This is a genomic window from Sphaerisporangium melleum (assembly GCF_014646695.1).
Taxonomy (GTDB): Bacteria; Actinomycetota; Actinomycetes; order Streptosporangiales; family Streptosporangiaceae; genus Sphaerisporangium; species Sphaerisporangium melleum.
Window position 1 is genome coordinate 91,500 of the sequence record NZ_BMNT01000020.1, and the last position, 20,666, is coordinate 112,165.

Genomic DNA, 20,666 nt, shown 5'->3' on the forward strand with positions numbered 1-20,666 from the left:
GTTCATGGAGTTCAACGAGAAGAACGGTGGCACCTTCGAGGAGGCGGCGGCCGCACGGCAGGCCGCCTCCGGTGATCACAATCGGCGGGAAACACCGCTGTTCGCCGCGAGCATCGCGCGCCACGCCCTGGCACGGAGCTCACGATGACCACGCAGCCCGACCCGATTTCCACACCTCCGTCGCCCCGTGAAATGGCCCGTGCCTTCACTCCGGCCCTCACCGAGCTGGTGGAGAACCCCCTGTACAACGAGGTGTGGGCAGATCCTGCTCTGAGTCCCCGGGACCGCAGTATCGCCACCGTCGCCGCGGTCGTGGCGCTCTACCGCCCCGATGAGCTGCCTGCGCAGCTGCGGCGGGCCGTCGACAACGGTGTGACGCAGGCCGAGCTCGGGGCGATCATCACGCACATCGCGTTCTACGCGGGCTTCCCGGCCGCCATCAGCGCCTCGGCCATCGCGGCCCGCACGCTCCTGGACTGATTCCTCGGCTTCGGTCTGCCGACGATCGTCGCCGGCGTGGTCGTCGTATGCGGCGGCGTGGCGAGGGCCGCCTACGAGTACGGCACAGCAGTGGTGCTGCTCGCCGCACTGGCTTTCGCCGGCACTCTCGGACGCCGGTCCGCCCCGATTCCGGCCACCGTCGCGGCGCCGATTCCAGCCCGGTCGGCTCCGCGGTGGACGTGTGCGCCAACGCGTGCCGCACCGGTGCCGGGACGGCGAATCACCCCGACCGACGACCACACGCCGCGCCTCGACGCAACCACCGTTGATCTTGATGGGCATGGTGCGGCGGCCGACGCGATCGAGGCGTCGTGGGGCGAGGGCGATCATTGCTCGGCAACGCCGACGATGCGCCGCTCGATGATGAGCATCTCGGTGACCATCTGCCCGACGACGACCGCAGCCGGTGCCTGGCTCAACAGAGGCGGAAACCTCTGATCCTCGGCAGCAAATCGTCACCGCACCCGGGCACCTAACAAACGCCCTCCAGGCGGCCGCACCCATGTCAGCCCAGCTCACACCCCAGATTCGGACCTCCAGGCCGCTGAATTACGCGGAACGCGGGCATGTGGCCAGCTCTCCTGACCTCGGAGTACTACGGCGGCTCCGCCCCGTCCCGGCCCGATCGGCGGTCGATGCACCCGGCCCGCACCCTGGCGCTGGAGACGCAAGCAGCGGGCAGAACCGGCACGGTTCCCGTGTTCACTGTGATTCGCTCGATGAAGGAGGAGCCCGACTGTGTCCCTGCGGCATCGCCATGGGTACGCCGTAGTCCTTCCCCATGGCCTCCTGAGCGGCTTCCGTATACCGCCCCGGGAGTCCCCCACCACCGTCACGACGATGGGTGCGCGCCGCCTCCGGCCCTGATCCGCCAGGTTCGAGCCGGTGTCTCTTTGAGAGACGTAAACGCCGGTTCCTCGCGTACTCCTCTCCATCCCGCTCGCCGAACCCGCACCATCTGGCAGTGCTGGCACGTCCCGGCTTTGTCAGGGCTGCTCCCACCCTCCCCGGCACCACCCGGATCAGGTGCCCCCAGCTCCACCCCCCTGCTACGACAGAGCAGGCGGCGAAGATCTCCCACCTCCACTCGAATCAACAGCACCTCACGGCGCAAACGGAATCAGTGCCAGAGCCCGGATTGAGCCGTCGTTGAGAGACTGCCCCAAGGTGTGCAAGCGGCACGGTCACGTCTGCCCGAAGCGCACATGCCCGAAGGGATGCACCGGTCATGCGGACCGATGCTCCAAGCGCACGGGCGGCGGCATGATCTTCCGGCAGCGCAAGGGGCGGAGCAAGCTCACCCGTCAATGTCCTCCCGAACTGCTGCCTCTCCTGCGGGCTCATCGCGATGTGCAGGCGGCCGAGCGGGAGAAGGCGGGGGATCTGCGGGAAGAGCACGATCTCGTGTTCGCCACCCGGCACGGCAAGCCGATGGAACGGAGCGAGGACTACAAGGCGTGGAAGGCGCTTCTGAAGCGAGCGGGTGTCCGTGACGCGCGACTTCACGACGCTCGCCACACGGCCGGGACTCCTTGTGGAACAGGGTGTCCATATCCGCGTCGTACAGGAGATCCTCGGTCACGCGCGGGTGACCACCACTCAGCGCTACACCCACGTTGCCGGCACCTTGATGCAAGACGCGAGCACCCGGATAGGAGCTGCCCTCTGGGGTGACGGGTGAGAACTGCAACCCGACAGGGTTCAGAGATCAAAAAGGCCCTCTCCCCGTATCTCGGGAGAGGGCCTCTGACCTGCGGAGGCTCGGGGATTTGAACCCCGGATGGGCTGTAGACCCAAACCGCATTAGCAGTGCGGCGCCATAGACCTGACTAGGCGAAGCCTCCTGGTTGCCGAGGCGGGCTATGGGAGGCCCGACTGGCTCAGCACAGAGTACCGGCCTTGATGCTGGGCGGCAAAGTGGAATCGGCTCAGCGGTGGAACATGTCGCGCGAGGACGGGTTCGTCCGCCCGGAGCGGGCGCCGCGTCCGTCGCCTTTTGGGCGGTCTGCGGCGCTGTGGGCGGGGGTCCTGCCCACGAGTACGGCTCCCCCCGCGCGGCCGGTCGATGCCGAGCGCCCGGCGAGTTCGCGGTCACCGCCCATGTAGGGGCGGCCACACTCTCCCGCCCTGGGCCAGGGCCGGTGCAGGGCCGGCCCTGGGGTCCATGGAGGCGGAGGCGGTTACCCACACATTCTGTCCACAGGTTGTGGACATAGGGTGTGGATCACCTGCTCAGGCGCGGCGCTGAGCCTCGCCCTCGATCTCGATCTTGATCTTCTTGCCGACCAGGACGCCGCCGGTCTCCAGGGCGACGTTCCAGGTCAGACCGAACTCCTCGCGCTCGATCTCGGTCTCGATCTCGAAGCCGAAGAGCTCGGCGCCCCACGGGTTGACGCCGGCGCCGCCGTACTCGACCTTGAGCGTGACCTCCTTGGTGACCTCACGGATGGTGAGGTCGCCGACGACGACGAGCTCGTTGCCGGAGTGGCTCGCCACGCGGGTGCTGCGGAAGGTCAGCTCGGGGAACTTCTCCACCGCGAGGAAGTCGTCGCTGCGCAGGTGGCCGTCGCGGTCGGCGGAGCCGGTGTCGATGCTGGCGGTCTTGATGGTGAGCTCGGCGGACGAGTCCAGGGGGTTCTCGGCGATGGTGACGGTGCCGGAGAAGTCACCGAACCGGCCGCGGACCTTGCTGACCATCATGTGCTTGGCGACGAAGCCGACCCGCGTGTGAGCCACGTCGAGGTCGAAGGTGCCGGGGGTGGGGATGGAGAGGCCTTCCCACTCGCGAATGCTCATACTTGCCGTCCTCCGTGGACTAGGGGTTTGCCTGACTGCGATGTTTGCTGCAACAGATTTCTACACGAGGAATATTCCTCCCGTCAACCATCGTCGTCTAGACTTGTGAGCGTGATCCCTGAAGACGACCCCCGGCTCACCGCGATGGGCCTCATCACCGAGGTGTACACGGGCCTGATGGCCAAGATGCGCACCGCCTTCACCGAAGCCAACATGTCCGACATCGACTTCGAGACGCTCATCCGGCTGTACCGGTCCCCCAACCGCCGGCTGCGCATGAGCGACCTCGCGGCGCAGACCTCGCTGTCCACCAGCGGAGTGACCCGCGTGGTCGACCGCCTGGAGCGCGAGGGTCTCGTCGAGCGGGTGGCCTGTGCCAGCGACCGCCGCGCCTCCTACGCGACGCTCACAGACGCGGGCGTCGACCGGCTCGAAGCCGTCCTTCCCCGGCACGTGGACGACATCGAGCGCTGGTTCACCGGTCTGCTGCCGCCCGACCGGCTGACCGAGCTGCTCGACACCCTGCGCGTGATCCGTGACGTCGTACGGCCGTGCGCCACGGCCGGCGCGACGGCGCAGAACGAGATAGGAGCGGCCCACGACTGAATTCTCCATGTTTGTCGGGCTCCAGCGAATCGTTCCGCCCGACGTTTATTCTGGGGCTTCTGCGGCGTTCGCCCGGTTCCTCCACCGGCCTACGTTCTGACGTCTCCCGGCGATCGTCGCGACCGGCGTTCGCGCGGTTCACCGGCGAAACGCTCCCCCCGCCGAGCCCTGCGGATCGCAGCGCTCGGGCCTCCAGGACCACAGGGGCGCAGGGGAGGGCGCCTGTGGGTCCCGGGGGGTCACACCTGCGGTTGGACCTCCGCGCGAACGGGCTCGGCGATGACCAGATCGCCCCGCAGCTTCGCCATCGCCCGCGACACCGTGCTCTTCACGGTACCGATGCTGACGCCCAGCGCCTGGGCGATCTCCGGCTCGGTCATGTCCTCGTAGTACCGCAGCATGATCGCCGCGCGCTGGCGGGCCGGCAGGCGGTTGATCGCGTCCTCCAGCAGTTCGTGGACCTGCCCCGGGGTCGGGCCGTCCCCCACCGGGGTCTCGGGCAGTTCCTCCGAGGGGTACTCCTCGAGCTTCCTGCGCCGCCACCAGGAGATGTTGATGTTCACCATGGCCCGCCGCACGTACCCGTCGAGCGCCGCGCGGTCGTTGATGCGCTCCCAGGCCAGGTAGGTCTTCGCCAGGGCCGCCTGCAGGAGGTCCTCGGCGTCGGCGGGCTGGCCGGTGAGCTGGTAGGCCATGCGGAGCAGCGCCGGACCGCGGGCGACGACGTACTCGCGGAACTCCTCGTCCTTACCGCTCATGCGATCACCGGTGCCCTGACGAAGGACCATGAAGGAACGGATCTCGTCGTCAGAATCGCAGCCGGACGCCCTGATACGGCTGATCCGTCACCCAGGTTTCGTCCCGGCGACGGCAAAGATCGCCACAGGCTCGTGGCATGCTGAGGCGTCGACTACTTCATCCGGGAGTGGGTAATTTGCTACGCAGATCACCCCGGGGGGAATTCCTCGCCCTGCCACGAGCGGCGGTGGCGGGAATTCGTGTGACGCTGGTGGACGGACGAGGGGACTCACGGCGGAGGGGTCGATGGGAGTTGAGCGTCGCCATGCGCTGGCGTCCGCCGCACTCGGTCGTACCACCACCACGTCGCCGGAGGAGAGTCCCGGGCAGGCGGCGTTGACCGGCATCGCCGGACAGATCATCGACATCAGCCCGCACCTGGTCATCCTGGAGAACCCGGACGGCGAGGAGGAGCGCCTGGTCATCGCGCCGTGGGCCACGGCCTGGCACGGCCGTCCCACGGCACCCGCCGAGTTGCCCGCCGGGACCCGGGTCATGATCCGCGCCCGCCAGTCGGGCCGGGTGGCCGAGCGTCTGTGGGGCGACATCACCCGGGTCACCGGCGTCATCCTCGCCCTGGGCCGGGACGGCAGAGACCTGACGGTCGTGCTCGACTGCGGCCCGCACCGGGGCACGCGGAACGTCGTCGTTCCCTACGGCGCCTCCGGCCGCATCCGGGTACGGCATCCTCAGTTCGAGCCGGGCTTCCTCTTCGACGCCATCGGCACCAGACGGGACGGCGTGACCCGGGTGGCGCTGCCGGCGACCTCGCAGCCCACCTACCGGGCCGCCTCCGTGCCGTCCCCGCCGCCGGCCTACCGGGCGGTCCAGTCGAGGATCTCCGGGACGGCCGCCTGGTCGGACGCCTTCGACGACGGCGAGGCCGGAGTGGCGTACCCGATGCTGGAACGTGCCGATTCCGAGTGCGAGGACGCGGGCGTGTCGTGCACCGGCCTGCCGTACCTTGCACTCGGTTCGATGCTGTACGTGGGGAACGTGTGCGAGAGCCGTGGCGCGGTGCTGCCGATCGTGGCGTGCGGGTGCATGGCGGGACGGTTCTGCGATCGGTGTGTGGAGTGCGGCACCTCGCCACGGGGGCGGATCGCCGAGTTGTCACCACTGTCTTTTGTCGAGCTCGGGGGCGAACTCACCAACGGATGCTTCAACGCCCGGGTCGGATTGGGATGACCGCGCAGACATGGCAGACATGACAGACCTCACCGTTCTGGCAGCGCTACCGCAAGTACCGGCCTTCGCCACCGCGGCGCTGGCACTGCTCGTCCTGCTCCTGGTGCTCGGCGGCGCGGCCAAGATGGCGACCGCCGGAAGCGACGCCGAGCCGGGCGGGCTGGCCCGCCTCGGGCCTGGCGCGCTGATGCCCGAGCGCTGGCGCAAGCCCTTCTTGATGTTCTGCGCCGGCGGAGAGTGCGTGCTGGCCGCGGGCTTGCTGTTCACCCGCCACCCGCTGCCCCGGTGGGGGACGGTCGCGTTCTTCTCGGTGGCCACCTACGTGCTGTGGGAACTGCGCAGGCGGCGGCCGGACGTGGGGTGCGGGTGCTTCGGCGAGGCGAGCGGCACCCCGGTGGGGCTGCGGTCCATCGGCCGGGCCACCGCGCTGGCCGGCATGGCGGTGCTCGTCACGCTCGTCCCGGTGTCCGGCGCTGACCTGGCGGCGCGGGCCTCGCTGGAACTGGCCGTCGCGTTCGGCGCCGGCCTCGCCCTGCTGGTGGTGCTGTCGCCCGAGGTGAGCGAGACGATCGCCCGCGTGCGCTATCGCGCGCCGTGCGAGCAGCGGGCCGTGCCGGTGGCGCGGACCGTCTCCCGCCTTCGGGCGAGCGCCGAGTGGCGGTCGCACCTGCCGATGCTGGAGTCCGACCAGCCGGTGGACACCTGGCGCGAGCTGTGCTGGCGGTTCTTCGTCTACCGGATCAAGGCGACAGCGGGGGCGGAGGTGGTCTTCGCGGTCTACCTCAGCGGACGGCGGCCACCGGTGCGGGTGGCGGTGGTGGGCGCGGACGGCGCGACGAGCACGGCCGGGACGATCGGCACGGGCGGCACGCCGGGCACCGCCCACGCGTCCGGGCCTGCCGAGGGGGCGCGGGCGGCAGGTACGACGGGGGCGGCGGAGGGGTCCGGCAGCCCCGGGGACGGCCGTCTCCAGGAATCTATCGGCGTATCGGGCAGACACTAGAAAGCCCTAGATCTTCCCATGCACACCGCGAGGCAACGGCCGCCGTGGTGGCCGGCCCGGCCGGGCCGGCCACCACGGTGCCGATTCAACTCTCTACGACTCTCTAGCTTCCCCTCTAGAAAGCCGTAGAGAGATCGATGGAGCACGGCGGCGACGCCGCGCCCGGTCTGGGGTCCGGCAGCGGCTACAACGGCTGCGCCCGGAGGAACCTGCCGAAGTGCGGCACCGTGAAGGCGATCAGGCCGCGCTCGGCGCTGAAGATGAGCCCTTTCTTGATGAGGCTGTCGCGGGCCGGGGAGAGGCTGGACGGCTTGCGGCCCAGCAGCTCGGCGACCTCGGAGGTGGGCACCGGCTCGTCCCCGACCGAGGCCATCGCGTGCATGTAGTCGCGCTCGGCGGGGGTGGCGCGTTCGTACCTGCTGCCGAAGAAGCCGACGGCGAGCTCCTCCTCGGCCTCGGGCGCCGCGACCCTGATGTCGTCGGCCGTGATGGGGGTCTTGGGCGCGAGGTCCCAGGCGACCTTGCCGTACGCCTGGACGAAGTACGGATAGCCGTCGGCCGCCTCGTAGAGGGCGTCGAGCGCCTCGGGGGTGAACTCGACCTCCTCGCGCGCGGCGGGGGCGATGAGCGCGAGGTCGGCGGCCGCACGATCGAGCCGGTCGATGCGGGCGTAGCGGAACAGGCGCTCGGAATAGCTCTTGCTGGCGCTGAGCACGCTCGGCAGATGGGGCAGGCCGGCCCCGACGACGATCAGCGGGCCGCCGCTTTGTGACAGCTCGTGACAGGCCGCGCACAGGGCCGAGATGTCGGACGCCTGGATGTCCTGCATCTCGTCGATGAACAGGGCCACCCCTACGCCGAGGTCGGTGGCCACGGAGGCGGCGTCCACGAACAGCTCGGTCAGGTCGATCTCAAGATCACCGGAGTCGGCCCGGCCGCGGCCGGCGGGCACGTCGATGGCGGGCGACCAGTGCGAGGTGCCCTTCGCCGCGCTGGGGTCGCGCATCGCGAACGCCTTGAGCACGCCGAGGAACTCCTCGATGCGCTCAGGGGCACGGTGGCGGGGGGCCAGCTCGCGGATCGCCATGTGCAACGCGGCGGCGACCGGACGGCGGATGGACTGCTCGGGGCGGGCCTCGATCTTGCCGGTGCCCCAGAGACGCTGCATGGCCATGGACTTGAAGGTGTTGAGCAGCACGGTCTTGCCGACACCGCGCAGCCCCGTGAGGACCATGCTGCGCTCGGGACGGCCACGGGCCACCCGCTCCAGCACGACCTCGAACTGTTGCAGCTCACGATCACGCCCGGCGAGCTCCGGAGGGCGCTGCCCCGCACCGGGGGCGTAGGGATTGCGCACGGGGTCCACGCTCTCGGACTGTATGACCGGATATAGCGGCCGTCCTAGATTTCCGTAGAAAGACCTACGGCGTGTCGCGGCATGCGGGCGGGCAGCGGGCCGCGCGGACGTCTGCCGGACGGGCGGAGAGAGCAACGCCATGGCACACCACCCTTCGCCCGAGCCCGCCGGACCGAACCCGTGTTCGATCCGATGCCGAGTACTGTAGCGTCTCCTCGAACATGTGCGCGAGGTTTTCGGCAGGGAACACGCGGCGCGAGTGTCGTCCGGTCCACCGGCCCCGCCATGGCCGACCCACATCACAATTGCGTCACGAGCGGCCGCCCGGTGCCCTTACCCTGACGTATGCCTCAGACAGCGAACCGCCGTCGCCTGAGCCTGTTGCTGCTGGCCTGCGCGTCGGCCACCGTGGCCGCGTGCGGGGGCGCCACCGGCTCCGGCGCGGCCGAAGATCCGCCCTCTGCCATCGGTTCTCCCGACGGGAGCACGCCGCCGGCTCCGGAGAGCCCGGAGACCTCCGAGAGCCCTGCGCCGCCGTCGCCGAGTCCCTCGCCCAGTCCGTCGCCGGCCGGACCACCGGCCTTCACCGCCAAGGTCTCGGCGGTGACCGCCGGGCAACTTGACCACTCGTGGCGGCCCGGCTGCCCGGTGCCGGTGAGCGGCCTGCGGAAGGTCACCATGACGTACTGGGGCTTCGACAAGAAGGCGCACACTGGCGAACTGATCGTCAACCGCGAGGTCACCGATGACGTGGTGGCGGTGTTCCGGCAGCTCTACCGCTGGCGCTACCCCATCGCGCGCATGGAGCCGGTGGACGTCTACAAGGGCAGCGACTTCGACTCCATCGAGGCGGCCAACACCTCGGCGTTCAACTGCCGCAAGGTGGCCGGGTCCAGCAGTTGGTCCAAGCACTCCTACGGCAAGGCCATCGACCTGAACCCCAGGGAGAACCCGTGGGTGGAGCCGGACGGGTCGGTCGCGCACGACAACGCCCGGCGCTTCGCCGACCGGCCGCTGGACAGGCCGGGCGTGATCAACCCCGGTGACCGGGTGGTGCGGCTGTTCGAGCGGTACGGCTGGGAGTGGGGTGGCTACTTCAACGGCGCCAAGGACTACCAGCACTTCAGCAAGGGCGGCGGCTGACCGCCGGACCGGTGCGGCGGACAGCGTCCGTGCGAGCTCGCAGGGAGCGGCCGCCCCGCGAGACGAAGGGTGTCATAGGGCGGCCGGACCGGGGAGATTACGTCCATCGCCGTTGGAGGCCGGCGGTCCTGAGCCCGGCGAACGGCGATCCGGACAGGCCGGCGGCGCGACGTCGGGGCGCACTCGGAGTAACCGCCGGCGCCATGCGGGGTGGCACCCGAGGCAGGGCCCCGGGTGGCCGCGGCCCGAGCCCCGGCGTGGTGTCGTACGGCGGCGGGAGGGGCGCGGCTCGGGCAGGATGGAGACATGGCGGCACGGGACGGCGACGGGTGGGCGCTGTGCGGGCGCGGTCACCGGCACTGGGGGCTGCACGGGGCCTCAGGGCTGCTCGCCGTGCACTACGACGCGGGCGGCACACCGCACGTCCTCATGCAGAAGCGCGTGTGGTGGAGCCATCACGGCGGGACGTGGGGCCTGCCCGGCGGAGCGCTGGACAGCCACGAGGACGCCGTGACCGGCGCCCTGCGCGAGGCCTCGGAGGAGGCCACACTGGACGGCGCGAGCCTGCGCGTGCTCGGCGTCTACGTCGACGACCACGGCGGCTGGTCGTTCCAGACCGTGATCGCCGAGGCGGACGCGCTGCTGCCGGCCGCCCCGGCGAACGACGAGAGCACCGACCTGCGGTGGCTGCCCGCCGACGCGATCCGCGACGAGGAGCTGCACCCGGGCTTCGCCGAGACCTGGCCGGCGATCAGGCCGGCGCTGCCGCCGTCGGTGGTGGTGCTGGACGCCGCCAACATCGTGGGGGCGCGCGCCGAGCACGGGTGGTGGCGCGACCGGGCCGGCGCGGCGCGGCGGCTGCTGGCGGACGTCGAACGGCTGGTGGAGCGTGGCCTGCGTCCCCCTGAGGGTTTCCCGGCGCCCGAGATGTGGTTCCCCCGGGTCATGATGATCGTCGAGGGGGCGGCCAGGGGCCTCGCGCCGGAGGGCGCGGTGACCGTGCTCGACGCGCCGGGCAGTGGGGACGACGCGATCGTCGCGGCGGTCCGCGAGAGTCGCGAGGGCCGGCCGTGGGTTCCGGTGCTGGTCGTCACCGCCGACCGCGAGCTGCGCCGGCGGGTCGCCGAGTTCGGGGCCGAGGTCGCCGGGCCCGGATGGCTCCTGCGGCAACTCTCAGCGGTTTGACGTGCTCCCGGCCTGATGTGAAGGCCGGGGGTTCAGCCTGTTCGTCGGCCTGTGCCACCGCGAGCGGTGGTCTTACCCGGTCTCCACGGGCGTTCAACCTGTCCGCCCGCCCGGCGGGCACTCCCGCGCGGGCCTTCACCCCCGGCGGGAACGCCGGAGCACCGGCCCGCATTCAGGTAGCGTCAAGGCTTCGAAGCGAATCTCGACGCACTTTTCCCTCATATCCCCCACATCCGGAAATAGCCTCAATTACTGATGAGTGATCGAACCACCCTCGACTGGGCCGCGGAGCCGGACGGTCCGGTGCCTCCTCCGACGTGGGGACGACGCGCGCCCGAAGCGCAGGTGCTGCCCTGGGTGTTCGCCGCACTGGGCGGCTTCCTGCTGATCGGAAACCTGCTGCTGTCGCCGCACCTGACCGCGCCGGCGCTCAGCACCTGGTCGACGATCTTCGTGGCGATCTGCGTACAGGCGATCCCGTTCCTGGTGCTCGGCGTCACGCTGTCCGCGGCGATCACGGCCTTCGTCCCGCCGTCCTTCTTCCGCCGGGCGCTGCCGGGCCACCCGTACGCGGCCGTGCCCGTCGCCGGCGCGGCCGGGCTGGTGCTGCCCGGGTGCGAGTGCGCCTCCGTGCCCGTGGCGTCCTCCCTGATGTCCCGCGGGGTCACCCCGTCGGCGGCGCTGGCCTTCCTGCTGGCCTCCCCGGCGATCAACCCGGTCGTGCTCGTGGCGACGGCCGTGGCGTTCCCCGGCGAGCCGCTCATCGTGCTCGCCCGCTTCGCCGCCTCGCTCGCCGTCGCCGTGCTGGCCGGCTGGGCCTGGCAACTGCTCGGCCGGCCCGGGCTGCTGCGCGTCCCCGACGCCGCCACCACCGGCGGCTCCTCGCGGCGGGCGGCGTTCCTGTCGGCGATGCGGCACGACTTCCTGCACGCGGGCGGCTTCCTGGTGGTCGGCGGGCTCACCGCGGCGACGCTCAACGTGGTGGTCCCGCGGTCCTGGCTGGCCGCGGTCGCCGACAACCCCTGGCTGTCGGTGCTGGTCCTGGCGGCGCTCGCCGTCGTGCTCTCGATCTGCTCGGAGGCGGACGCCTTCGTCGCCGCCTCGCTCACGGGCTTCTCCCCGACCGCCAGGCTGGCCTTCATGGTGGTCGGTCCGATGGTCGACCTGAAGCTGATCGCCCTGCAGGCGGGGACGTTCGGACGGGCCTTCGCGGCCCGGTTCGTCCCGCTGACGTTCACGCTCGCCATCGCGGTCAGCGTGCTGGTGGGATGGGTGCTGCTGTGAACCGTATGGCCCAGAGCCTCGTGCTCACCCTGCTCGGCGGGGCGCTGCTGCGCGTCTCGGCCTTCTCCGACCTGTACCTGAACTACGTCAAGCCCGGGTTCCGGGTGCCACTCGTCCTGGCCGGGGCGGTCCTGCTCGTGCTCGGCCTCCTCGGGCTGGCCGAGGAGTGGCGCAGGCCGTACCACGCGCCCCCCGGCAAGGACGGCCACGATTCCTTGGACGGGGAGGACCCTGCGGGGAGTCACGGGCACGCGCGCGGGCCGCGGGTGGCCTGGCTGCTCTGCCTCCCGGTCGTGGCGATCTTCCTGATCAGCCCGCCGGCCCTCGGGTCGTTCGCCGCGGCCCGGCAGGAGGCCGCGCCGGTCCCCCGCCCGCCCGCGGCCTCCACCGGGTACGCCGCGCTCGCCGCGGACCGGGCCACGGCCATGCCGATCGGGGAGTTCATCGGCCGGGCCTGGAGCAACAGAGGACGCTCACTCGCCGGCCGGCGGGTCAGGCTCACCGGGTTCGCGGTGCCGGCCGAGAAGAAGGACCAGTGGTACCTCACCCGGATGCAACTGCGGTGCTGCGCCGCCGACGCCTTCCCATTGAAGGTCGCCGTGGTCGGTGCGCCCGCGCCGCGTCCGGACACCTGGGTGGAGGTGACCGGCACCTGGGTCGCCACCCCGTACGAAGAGCTGCCCAAGGGGACGGTCGCCCCGGCGCTGACGGCCACCGCGCTGACCAAGGTCACCCGCCCGGCCGAGCCGTACGAGTAGGCGGGGCCCCCGCGAGGGCGGCCACTCGCGAGCGGACGGCCGCCGGGCACCGCTATCGTTGGTGTCGCACTGGAGGGTTCGCATAGTGGACGAGTGCAGCCGCCTTGAAAGCGGCCAGGTCGGCGACGGCCTCGTGGGTTCGAATCCCACACCCTCCGCCACCGGCCTCCCCCGAGGCCGCCCTCGGGCGCTCAGATGCCGTTGCTCTGCACGCCGAAGCCGTCACCCACCGAGGCCGCCAGCAGCAGGTACGCCTCACGGGTGGCGGGCTGCAGACGGTCGAGATCGATCTCGGCGCCCTCCTCCAGGTGCGGGTCGTAGGGCACCCTGATGACCGCCCGGCAGCGTGCCGCGAAGTGCGCCTCCAGCCGGTCGAGGTCCACCTTGGACTTCGAGCGGGGGCGCACGCTGCACAGCACCACCGTCGCGGCCTTCACCAGGTCGCCGTAGTGGTGGGCCTCCAGCCAGTCGAGGGTCGCGGACGCGGCCCGCGCGCCGTCCACCGAGGGCGAGCTGACCAGAACGAGCTGGTCGGCCAGCCCGAGGACACCCGACATCGCCGAGTGCAGCAGGCCGGTGCCGCAGTCGGTCAGGCAGATGGAGTAGAAGTTCTCCAGCACCTGGGCGACCGCCTGGTAGTCGGCCGCGCTGAACGCCTCCGACACCGAGGGGTCGCGGTCGGAGGCGAGGATCTCCAGCCGCGACGGGGCCTGTGAGGTGAAGGCGCGGATGTCCACATAGCGCTTGATCTGCTGCCGCTCGTTGAGCAGGTCGCGGACGGTCGCCGAGGTCTCCAGCTCGAGCTTGTCCGACAGGGTGCCACGGTCGGGGTTGGCGTCGACGGCGATGACCCGGTCGCCGCGGACGGAGGCCAGCGTGGCGCCCAGCCCGACGGTCGTCGTGGTCTTGCCGACGCCGCCCTTGAGGCTGAGGACGGCCACCCGGTGGTGACCGGTGGCCACCGGAGTGCGGGCCCGGCCCACCAGCTCGCGGCGGCGGCGGACCTCCGGCGACTCGCCCGGCTTGATCAGCCCGGCGGACGCCTTGAAGACGATCTTGCGCCAGCCGCTCACCGGCGCGTTCCTGCGTCCGCGCAGCAGCGAGACCGGGTCGAGGCTGTCGGCGGTCTGCCGGGCACCGGTCGCGGCCTGGGCGAGCGCCGCCTTGCCGCCCGCCGGACGCGCCGGGGCGCCGAAGTCCGGCTGCGAGGACGGCGCGGGGTGCGTGGGCGCACCGGTCTGCCTGCGGCGCGCACGGTACGGCTCGCGCTCCTCGGGGGCCTGCTCGGGCACCAGGGACTCGGCGGCCGGGGACGGCGGCCGGTGCGCGGTGATGCCGGACACCTGCTGCCCCGCAGCGGGCGGCCCGGACACCGCGGCGTCACCGCCGGACCCGGGAGCCGTGGCACCGGGCGGCGCCTCGGCGGACCCAGGAGTCGCGGCGGAATCGGGTGCCGACGGGGGCTCCGCGGTGATCGGCCCGGCGGCGGACGCCACCTCGCGGCCGGCGGGCGGGGTGACCTTCTCGGTCACCTGCTCGTACGGCCCCTGCTCTGCGCGGGGCACGACGACGTCCTCGGTGTCGGTGCCCGAGGGGGCGGACCCGGTGGCGAAGGCGCCGAACCGCTCCTGCGGCCCGCTCTCGGTGGGCTCGGCGGCCGGGACCGCGGCCTCCAGCCAGCCGCGCACCGGCTGCTGCTCGCCGGTCGCCTCCGGGGCGGCCTCCTCGCGCGGGGCGGCCGGCTCCGGCTTGGCGGCGAGGGGCTCCGGGGAGAGCCAGCCGGCCGACGGAGCGGCCCCCGGCTTGCCGGTGAGCGGGCCGAAGGTGAAGCTGTCGGTGTCGTCGCCGACGGCCTCCTTGCCCGGCTTCGCGGCCCGCTCGCCGAACGCGCCCGTTCCCGACGAAGAAGCAGGAAGCTCGCCGAACGTGCCCGTACCCGACGGGGAAGCAGGGCGTTCGCCGAACGTGCCCGTGCCGGGGGAGGATCCGGAGGCGCCGATACCCGGCGCGGAACCCGAGGGCTCGCCGAACGCGCCCGTCCCTGAAGCGGAGGCAGGACGCTCCCCGAACGCGCCCGTACCCGGCGAGGAAGCAGGATGCTCCCCGAAGGCCCCCGTGCCGGAGGAGAGGCCGGAACGTTCCCCGAACGCGCCGGCGCTCGGGGAAGCGGGACGCTCACCGAACGCGGCCGTGTCGCCGGTGGCCGGGTGCTCGAACGCGCCCGTGCCGGAGACGGCGGTGTCGGCGCGCGCCAGCGGCTCGGACGGCGCGGTGATGGGCGCGGCGAAGGCGGGCTTGTCCGCAAGGCCGGCGGGCGACGCGGACGGGGGGGTGCCGGGAAGCGCCGGCGGCGTCCACGGGCCGGTGCCGAGCCCGCCGCCCGCCGGCGGGCGCACCTCGCGCGTGTCACCGTCGGAACGGAGCGCCGGCCCCTCGTCGACGCGTCCGGCGCCGTTCGCCGGGTCGCCCGCGGCCCGGAACAGCGGCGACGCCGGGGCGGGCGGCTCCGGCGGCACCATGGACCAGGGGTCCTTGGGGTACGGCGAGACGACGGTGTCGTCCGCGGTGGCGGTCACCGGGACGGGTGGATCCTCGTTCTCCTTGATCGCGTCCAGCCAGGCCAGCTGCTCTTCGAGGGAATGCGGATCTTCACGATCGTGTCTTGCCACCGTGTTCCCCCTCGGGACTGGGCTAAAGGGGCAGCAAATAGAATGAAGATTACCGCCCGCTATCACGGCCAACGCGGCCAACCGCCGAGTTGGCTACCCGGATAGTTTGGGCACATGCACGCGATCGCGATATCCCGGGCCGGTGGGCCAGAGGTGCTGGAGTGGCGTGAGGTCCCCGATCCTCGCCCCGCACCAGGCGAAGTGCTGATCGAGGTCGCCGCCGCGGGCCTGAACCGCGCCGACCTGTTGCAGCGCCAGGGGTTCTACCCGCCCCCGCCCGGCGCGTCCGACGTGCTGGGGATGGAATGCTCCGGGGTGGTCACCGAGGTCGGTGCGGACGTCGAGGGCTTCTCCCCCGGCGACGAGGTCTGCGCGCTGCTGGCCGGCGGAGGCTACGCCGAGAAGGTCGCCGTCCCCTGGGAGCAGGTGCTGCCCGTGCCTGACGGGGTGTCGCTGGTGGAGGCCGCGGCACTGCCCGAGGTCGCCTGCACGGTGTGGTCGAACGTCTTCATGGTGGGCCGGCTGCGGCGCGGTGAGACGCTGCTGGTCCACGGCGGCGCCAGCGGCATCGGCACGTTCGCCCTCCAGCTCGCCAAGGCGTTCGGCTCGCGCGTCGTCGTCACGGCCGGCTCGGCCGAGAAGGCCGCGCGCTGCCTGGAGCTCGGCGCGGACGAGGCGATCAACTACCGGGAGGAGGACTTCGCCGCGAAGGTCCAGGCGGACGTCATCCTCGACATCATCGGCGCGAAGTACCTCCCCGGGAACATCGCGGCGCTCGCCATCGGCGGCAGGCTCGTGGTGATCGGCCTGCAGGGCGGCACCAAGGGCGAGCTCGACCTCGGCGCGCTGCTGGCGAAGCGCGCCTCGGTGTACGGCACCACGCTGCGCGGCCGGCCGGTCGCGGAGAAGGGAGTGATCGTGCGCGGTGTGCGGGAAAATGTGTGGCCCCTGGTGAGCTCCGGGGCGGTCCGGCCGGTCGTCCACGCGGTCGTTCCCATGGCCGAGGCGGCGCGGGCCCATCGGACGCTCGAATCCGGGGAGCACATCGGCAAAGTCCTGTTGGCCAGGTGAGCTAGGTTGAATGACATGAACGCTGAGGGAAGCAGCCCGCACATCGTGGTCGTCGGCCCGAGCGGCCTCTCGGTCGAGGGCGACGCCGACGGCGGTGAGCAGCAGCAGGAGCGCTCCGTGGCCGAGCTGGTCGAGCAGCCTGCCAAGGTCATGCGCATCGGCAGCATGATCCGCCAGTTGCTGGAGGAGGTCCGGGCCGCGCCCCTGGACGAAGCCAGCCGCAAGCGGCTGAAAGAGATCCACCAGAGCTCGATCAAGGAGCTCGAGGAGGGCCTGGCCCCCGAGCTGGTGGACGAGCTCGAACGGCTGACCCTGCCGTTCAGCGATGACAGCGGCACCCCGAGTGACGCGGAACTGCGGGTGGCGCACGCGCAGCTCGTCGGCTGGCTGGAGGGTCTGTTCCACGGGATCCAGACCACGCTGTTCGCCCAGCAGATGGCCGCGCGGGCCCAGCTCGAGCAGATGCGCCGCGCGCTGCCCGGCGGCCTCTCCGCCCAGGAGGACCACCAGCCGCCCCGCGGCTCCGGCCCCTACCTGTGACGGTCCTCACCTGACGATCGCCTCGCGGGCCCCGGTGCGGGCCCGCGGGCGGCGCCGTCCCGTCCTGCGACGGGCGACACGGCCGCCGTGGCCCGCGGGTCAGCCGAAGATCTTCTCCAGGATGATCGCCACGCCGTCCTCGTCATTGGCCGCCGTCACGTGCGTGACGGCGGCCAGCACGTGGGGGTGGGCGTTGGCGACGGCGTAGGACGTGCCCGCCCAGCTCAGCATCGGCAGGTCGTTCGGCATGTCCCCGAACGCCACCACCTCCTCGGCGACGACGAGGTGCCGCTCGGCCAGGGTCGCGAGCGCACTGGCCTTGGTGACCCCCTGCGCGCTCATCTCGATCAGCGCCCGGCCGCTGGAGTGCGTCGCGGTCAGCAGGTCGCCCACCGTGTCGTCCACCAGCGCGTGCAGGATGTCGGGGTCCATGTCGCGGTGGAAGGCCAGGAGCTTGGCGCCGGGCCGCGCGGTCAGCGCGGACATCTCCACGCGGATCCCTGAGAGCTCTCTGCTGTCCCAGCTGTCGAGCCGGAAGCCGCTTTCGTGGGCGAAGCCCCCTTCGTACTCCACGGAGAAGCTCAGCTCCGGGATGCGGTCTCTGAGCCGGCCGACGGCCTCGGAGAGCACGCCGGGCTCGATGAGATGGGACTCGACGATGCGCTCGGTGTGCAGGTCGTACACCAGCGCGCCGTTGGCGCAGATGGCGAGCCCGCGGTGGCGCACCGCGCCGGCGACGTTGCCCATCCATCGAGGCGGCCTGCCGGTGACGAACACGAGCGTCGCGCCCGCGCGTTCGACGAGCGAGAAGGCGGCGGCGGTGCGCGGGGAGACGCTGCCGTCGGAGCGCAGGGCGGTGCCGTCCAGGTCGGTGGCGATGAGTCTGGTGCTGACCATAACAACCTCTAGTTTGCCCTGTGTTAGCCGGAGCCCTGCGTCAGCCCTGGGAGTAAAAGTTTCTGGCCGGGAGGGGGGAACAAAGGCGCTCTGATGGTGTTAGATGTGATGGCGTTGTATTAGCTGAACCCGATGTGCAGAACCAGCTTGACTGTCTGAACGGCCCCGGGAAGCTGTGCGACACAACCCGGGGTTCGCGAGGTGTGAACCCCAAGATCAATTGCAGGGAGAGCTTTAATGGCTCAGGGAACCGTCAAGTGGTTCAACGCCGAGAAGGGCTACGGCTTCATCGCTCCGGACGGTGACGCTCCGGACGTGTTCGTGCACTTCTCCGAGATCGTCGGGAACGGCTACCGCAGCCTCGAAGACGGCCAGCGCGTCGAGTTCGAGGTCACGCAGGGGCAGAAGGGCCCGCAGGCCTCGCAGGTCCGCGCAGTCTGACCGCCGACACACCGGAGGCGGGGTTCGCGCAGAGCGAACCCCGCCTCCGTGTCATGTGCCGGACAATGGGAAAACTTCACCTGCTCTGACAAAGCGGACATACGTCACAGAAGTCTAAGAGTAAGCCGCTTATCGCTATCAGGGCGATAAGCGGCTTACTTGCAGAGAATGCCTACTTGACCGGCTCTAGGACGTCCAGTCCGACATACGGCCGCAGTGCCTTGGGCACCACCACCGAGCCGTCGGCCTGCTGGTGGTTCTCCAGGATGGCGACGATCCACCGGGTGGTCGCGAGCGTGCCGTTGAGCGTCGCGACGGTCCGCGGCTTCTCCTCACCGTCCCGATAGCGCACGGCCAGCCGCCTGGCCTGGAACTCCGTGCAGTTCGACGTCGAGGTCAGCTCCAGGTAGCGGCTCTGCGTCGGCAGCCACGCCTCGCAGTCGAACTTGCGCGCCGCGCTCGACCCGAGGTCGCCCGCCGCCGTGTCGATCACGCGGTACGGCAGCTCGACCTTGGCCAGCATCTCCTTCTCCCAGGCGAGCAGCCGCTGGTGCTCCTCCGCGGCGTCCTCGGGACGGCAGTAGGAGAACATCTCCACCTTGTCGAACTGGTGGACCCGGATGATGCCCCGGGTGTCCTTGCCGTACGAACCGGCCTCGCGCCGGAAGCAGGACGACCAGCCCGCGTAGCGCCGCGGCAGCGACCCGCCGTCGAGGATCTCGTTCCAGTGGTAGGCCGCCATGGGCGCCTCGGAGGTGCCGACGAGGTAGAGGTCGTCGGCCTCCAGGCGGTACACCTCGGAGGCGTGCGAGCCGAGGAAGCCGGTGCCGGCCATCGCCTCGGGCTTCAGCAGCACCGGAGTGATCATCGGGGTGAAGCCGACCTCGATGGCCTGCTGCATCGCCATGTTGAGCAGGCCGAGCTGCAGCCGGGCGCCCACCCCGGTCAGGAAGAAGAACCGCGCGCCCGACACCTTGGCGCCGCGCTCGGTGTCGATCGCGCCGAGCAGCTCGCCCAGCTCCAGATGGTCGCGCGGGGTGAAGTCGAAGGAGGGCTTCTCGCCGACCTCCTCCAGCACGACGTAGTCGTCCTCACCGCCGGGCGGGGCGTCCTCGATGATGTTCGGCACGGACATCACCAGCTCGTCGAGCCGCTTGGCGAGCTTCTCGGCCTCGGCCTCGGCGCCCTTCACCGCGGCGGCGAGCTCCTTGGCGCGCGCCAGCAGCACGGCCCGCTCGTCGCCGGAGGACGTGGAGACCGACTTGCCGACGCTCTTCTGCTCGGCGCGCAGTGACTCGTAGGCGGTCAGCGCGCCACGACGGCGCTCGTCAAGGTCGAGCAGCGTGGCGACGACGGAGTCGTCCTCCCCGCGGGCACGCTGCGACGCCCGTAGCCGGTCGGGGTCCTCACGAAGGGTACGCAGGTCAATCACGTAACAAAGGCTACCGATGTCCGAGCCGCGCTCGCGCGCCTATCGGCCCCGGCTTCAGACCCGGCCGGAGCGGATCCGCGCGATCCAGTCGGCGGCCTCGGAGAAGTCGGGGTCGGTGGTGCCGCTCCTGAGCTGGGGCGAGACACGGTCGGCCCGCGGGTAGCTGCCCAGGAAGCGCACGTCGGCGCTCAACCGGTGCAGGCCGGACAGCGCCTCGCCGACCCGGGCCTCGGCGACGTGCCCCTCGGCGTCGAAGTGGAAGAAGTAGTGACCGATGCCGTCGCCGGTCGGGCGTGACTCGATGCGCGTCAGGTTGACCCCGCGCACCGAGAACTCGCTCAGCATTTCGAGCAGCGCGCCCGGGTGGTCGTCGCGCAGGAAGGCCACCAGGGACGTGCGGTCGGCCCCGGTGGGCTCGGGCAGCACCCCGGGACGCGACACCCGGACGAACCTCGTGACGGTGTCGTCGCGGTCGCCCATGCTGGAGGCCAGCTCGTGCAGGCCGTAGTGCTCGCCCGCGATCGCCGGGCCGATGGCCGCGTCGTACGGGGAGTCCTCCATGGAGACCTCCTGGGCGGCCGCCGCCGTGGACGGCGCGGCGACCACCACGGCGTCGGGCAGCTCACGGGCCAGGAAGTTGCGGCACTGCGTGATCGCGGCCGGGTGGGTGTAGACCCGCTTGATGTGCGCCATCTCGGTGCCCGGCCGCACCAGCAGCGAGAACTCGACGGGCAGCAGCAGCTCGGCGGTGATCAGCAGCGGCTCACCCCAGGCCAGCTCGTCGAGCGTGACGGTGATCGCGCCTTCGACGGAGTTCTCCAGGGGGACGACGGCGCCGTCGGCCTCACCCGACCGGGCCGCGTCCAGCGCCGCCGTGACGTTGGCGCAGGGCAGACGCTCGCCGCCCGGCACGAGGATCCGCAGGGCGGCTTCGCAGAACGTGCCCTGCGGGCCCAGGTAGGCGAGTTTCGGCATACCAGTCAGGCTACCGCCCGCC

20 protein-coding genes, 2 tRNA genes and 1 pseudogene are annotated in these 20,666 nt (G+C 71.3%); 15 read left to right on the top strand and 8 right to left on the bottom strand.

The genetic code is table 11. The annotated features are described in order from the left end of the window. Positions 1-144 precede the first annotated feature (144 nt). The 4 genes and pseudogenes from IEY93_RS18850 to IEY93_RS39370 all read left to right on the top strand — a co-directional run bounded on the left by IEY93_RS18850 (position 145) and on the right by IEY93_RS39370 (position 2,182). A complete protein-coding gene (locus tag IEY93_RS18850) occupies positions 145-480 on the top strand; it encodes a carboxymuconolactone decarboxylase family protein (protein ID WP_189164398.1) in 336 nt (111 codons plus the stop codon). A gap of 36 nt (positions 481-516) precedes the next feature. Then, positions 517-939, top strand: a complete 423-nt coding sequence (locus IEY93_RS18855; RefSeq protein ID WP_189164399.1) for a hypothetical protein — start codon at positions 517-519, stop codon at positions 937-939. A gap of 825 nt (positions 940-1,764) precedes the next feature. After that, positions 1,765-2,019 (top strand): annotated as a pseudogene (locus tag IEY93_RS39760) (tyrosine-type recombinase/integrase); the annotation flags it as partial. Positions 2,020-2,035: 16 nt separating this feature from the next. After that, a complete protein-coding gene (locus IEY93_RS39370) occupies positions 2,036-2,182 on the top strand; it encodes a tyrosine-type recombinase/integrase (RefSeq protein ID WP_268241569.1) in 147 nt (48 codons plus the stop codon). A 73-nt stretch (positions 2,183-2,255) separates the two neighbouring features. Here the strand turns inward: IEY93_RS39370 and IEY93_RS18865 are convergent. Continuing rightward, positions 2,256-2,345, bottom strand: a tRNA-Ser gene (locus IEY93_RS18865). Between the two features lie 388 nt (positions 2,346-2,733). Continuing rightward, a complete protein-coding gene (locus IEY93_RS18870; RefSeq protein WP_189164401.1) occupies positions 2,734-3,297 on the bottom strand; it encodes a YceI family protein in 564 nt (187 codons plus the stop codon). A gap of 111 nt (positions 3,298-3,408) precedes the next feature. On the opposite strand from IEY93_RS18870, the gene IEY93_RS18875 reads away from it, so the two are divergent. Continuing rightward, positions 3,409-3,903 carry a MarR family winged helix-turn-helix transcriptional regulator gene (locus IEY93_RS18875; protein ID WP_229691256.1) on the top strand — a complete coding sequence of 165 codons (495 nt, stop codon included), beginning with the start codon at positions 3,409-3,411 and terminating at the stop codon, positions 3,901-3,903. A gap of 239 nt (positions 3,904-4,142) precedes the next feature. Here the strand turns inward: IEY93_RS18875 and IEY93_RS18880 are convergent, their stop codons facing one another. Continuing rightward, complete coding sequence (locus tag IEY93_RS18880) at positions 4,143-4,661, bottom strand: SigE family RNA polymerase sigma factor (RefSeq protein WP_189164402.1); 519 nt, start codon at positions 4,659-4,661, stop codon at positions 4,143-4,145. A 286-nt stretch (positions 4,662-4,947) separates the two neighbouring features. On the opposite strand from IEY93_RS18880, the gene IEY93_RS18885 reads away from it, so the two are divergent. Together IEY93_RS18885 and IEY93_RS18890 are read left to right on the top strand one after the other, a co-directional pair. Further along, on the top strand, positions 4,948-5,889 hold the full coding sequence (locus tag IEY93_RS18885; RefSeq protein ID WP_189164403.1) for a hypothetical protein: 942 nt from the start codon (positions 4,948-4,950) through the stop codon (positions 5,887-5,889). Positions 5,890-5,899: 10 nt separating this feature from the next. After that, complete coding sequence (locus IEY93_RS18890) at positions 5,900-6,892, top strand: MauE/DoxX family redox-associated membrane protein (RefSeq protein ID WP_189164404.1); 993 nt, start codon at positions 5,900-5,902, stop codon at positions 6,890-6,892. Between the two features lie 184 nt (positions 6,893-7,076). On the opposite strand, the gene IEY93_RS18895 is transcribed toward IEY93_RS18890, so the two are convergent. Beyond that, positions 7,077-8,258: an ATP-binding protein gene (locus IEY93_RS18895; RefSeq protein ID WP_189164405.1), complete on the bottom strand. Its 1,182-nt coding sequence runs from the start codon at positions 8,256-8,258 to the stop codon at positions 7,077-7,079. Between the two features lie 336 nt (positions 8,259-8,594). Between IEY93_RS18895 and IEY93_RS18900 the strand changes: the two genes are divergently transcribed. The 5 genes from IEY93_RS18900 to IEY93_RS18920 all read left to right on the top strand — a co-directional run bounded on the left by IEY93_RS18900 (position 8,595) and on the right by IEY93_RS18920 (position 12,780). Beyond that, positions 8,595-9,392 (top strand): M15 family metallopeptidase, encoded by a 798-nt coding sequence (locus tag IEY93_RS18900; protein ID WP_189164406.1) that lies wholly within the window; start codon positions 8,595-8,597, stop codon positions 9,390-9,392. 306 nt (positions 9,393-9,698) lie between these two features. Beyond that, a complete protein-coding gene (locus IEY93_RS18905) occupies positions 9,699-10,577 on the top strand; it encodes an NUDIX hydrolase (RefSeq protein ID WP_189164407.1) in 879 nt (292 codons plus the stop codon). 255 nt (positions 10,578-10,832) lie between these two features. After that, the gene (locus IEY93_RS18910) at positions 10,833-11,861 is read left to right on the top strand and encodes a permease (protein ID WP_189164408.1); all 1,029 of its coding nucleotides are present in this window, start codon (positions 10,833-10,835) and stop codon (positions 11,859-11,861) included. Positions 11,862-11,866: 5 nt separating this feature from the next. Further along, positions 11,867-12,619 carry a TIGR03943 family putative permease subunit gene (locus IEY93_RS18915; protein ID WP_189164409.1) on the top strand — a complete coding sequence of 251 codons (753 nt, stop codon included), beginning with the start codon at positions 11,867-11,869 and terminating at the stop codon, positions 12,617-12,619. A gap of 71 nt (positions 12,620-12,690) precedes the next feature. Further along, positions 12,691-12,780, top strand: a tRNA-Ser gene (locus tag IEY93_RS18920). 30 nt (positions 12,781-12,810) lie between these two features. On the opposite strand, the gene IEY93_RS18925 is transcribed toward IEY93_RS18920, so the two are convergent. Next, entirely contained in the window at positions 12,811-15,288 is a 2,478-nt protein-coding gene (locus IEY93_RS18925; protein ID WP_229691257.1) for a nucleotide-binding protein, read from the bottom strand. 114 nt (positions 15,289-15,402) lie between these two features. On the opposite strand from IEY93_RS18925, the gene IEY93_RS18930 reads away from it, so the two are divergent. Further along, positions 15,403-16,359 (top strand): NAD(P)H-quinone oxidoreductase, encoded by a 957-nt coding sequence (locus IEY93_RS18930; protein ID WP_189164410.1) that lies wholly within the window; start codon positions 15,403-15,405, stop codon positions 16,357-16,359. Between the two features lie 15 nt (positions 16,360-16,374). Continuing rightward, positions 16,375-16,899, top strand: coding sequence for a bacterial proteasome activator family protein (locus IEY93_RS18935; RefSeq protein ID WP_189164411.1), 525 nt, complete (start codon positions 16,375-16,377; stop codon positions 16,897-16,899). A 99-nt stretch (positions 16,900-16,998) separates the two neighbouring features. Here the strand turns inward: IEY93_RS18935 and IEY93_RS18940 are convergent, their stop codons facing one another. Then, complete coding sequence (locus IEY93_RS18940; RefSeq protein ID WP_189164412.1) at positions 16,999-17,796, bottom strand: HAD family hydrolase; 798 nt, start codon at positions 17,794-17,796, stop codon at positions 16,999-17,001. Between the two features lie 237 nt (positions 17,797-18,033). On the opposite strand from IEY93_RS18940, the gene IEY93_RS18945 reads away from it, so the two are divergent. Continuing rightward, positions 18,034-18,237: a cold-shock protein gene (locus IEY93_RS18945; protein WP_189164413.1), complete on the top strand. Its 204-nt coding sequence runs from the start codon at positions 18,034-18,036 to the stop codon at positions 18,235-18,237. Positions 18,238-18,409: 172 nt separating this feature from the next. On the opposite strand, the gene serS is transcribed toward IEY93_RS18945, so the two are convergent. Together serS and pheA are read right to left on the bottom strand one after the other, a co-directional pair. Next, positions 18,410-19,669, bottom strand: a complete 1,260-nt coding sequence (serS, locus tag IEY93_RS18950) for a serine--tRNA ligase (RefSeq protein WP_189164414.1) — start codon at positions 19,667-19,669, stop codon at positions 18,410-18,412. Between the two features lie 54 nt (positions 19,670-19,723). After that, a complete protein-coding gene (gene pheA / locus IEY93_RS18955; protein WP_189164415.1) occupies positions 19,724-20,644 on the bottom strand; it encodes a prephenate dehydratase in 921 nt (306 codons plus the stop codon). Between the last annotated feature and the right edge of the window lie 22 nt (positions 20,645-20,666).

Bases quoted from the DNA above. Each gene is read 5' to 3' on its own strand.
- IEY93_RS18850 (WP_189164398.1), top strand. From the start codon at position 145: ATGACCACGCAGCCCGACCCGATTTCCACACCTCCGTCGCCCCGTGAA.
- IEY93_RS18870 (WP_189164401.1), bottom strand. From the start codon at position 3,297: ATGAGCATTCGCGAGTGGGAAGGCCTCTCCATCCCCACCCCCGGCACC.
- IEY93_RS18880 (WP_189164402.1), bottom strand. From the start codon at position 4,661: ATGAGCGGTAAGGACGAGGAGTTCCGCGAGTACGTCGTCGCCCGCGGT.
- IEY93_RS18885 (WP_189164403.1), top strand. From the start codon at position 4,948: ATGGGAGTTGAGCGTCGCCATGCGCTGGCGTCCGCCGCACTCGGTCGT.
- IEY93_RS18890 (WP_189164404.1), top strand. From the start codon at position 5,900: ATGGCAGACATGACAGACCTCACCGTTCTGGCAGCGCTACCGCAAGTA.
- IEY93_RS18900 (WP_189164406.1), top strand. From the start codon at position 8,595: ATGCCTCAGACAGCGAACCGCCGTCGCCTGAGCCTGTTGCTGCTGGCC.
- IEY93_RS18905 (WP_189164407.1), top strand. From the start codon at position 9,699: ATGGCGGCACGGGACGGCGACGGGTGGGCGCTGTGCGGGCGCGGTCAC.
- IEY93_RS18910 (WP_189164408.1), top strand. From the start codon at position 10,833: ATGAGTGATCGAACCACCCTCGACTGGGCCGCGGAGCCGGACGGTCCG.
- IEY93_RS18915 (WP_189164409.1), top strand. From the start codon at position 11,867: ATGGCCCAGAGCCTCGTGCTCACCCTGCTCGGCGGGGCGCTGCTGCGC.
- IEY93_RS18930 (WP_189164410.1), top strand. From the start codon at position 15,403: ATGCACGCGATCGCGATATCCCGGGCCGGTGGGCCAGAGGTGCTGGAG.
- IEY93_RS18935 (WP_189164411.1), top strand. From the start codon at position 16,375: ATGAACGCTGAGGGAAGCAGCCCGCACATCGTGGTCGTCGGCCCGAGC.
- IEY93_RS18940 (WP_189164412.1), bottom strand. From the start codon at position 17,796: ATGGTCAGCACCAGACTCATCGCCACCGACCTGGACGGCACCGCCCTG.
- IEY93_RS18945 (WP_189164413.1), top strand. From the start codon at position 18,034: ATGGCTCAGGGAACCGTCAAGTGGTTCAACGCCGAGAAGGGCTACGGC.
- pheA (WP_189164415.1), bottom strand. From the start codon at position 20,644: ATGCCGAAACTCGCCTACCTGGGCCCGCAGGGCACGTTCTGCGAAGCC.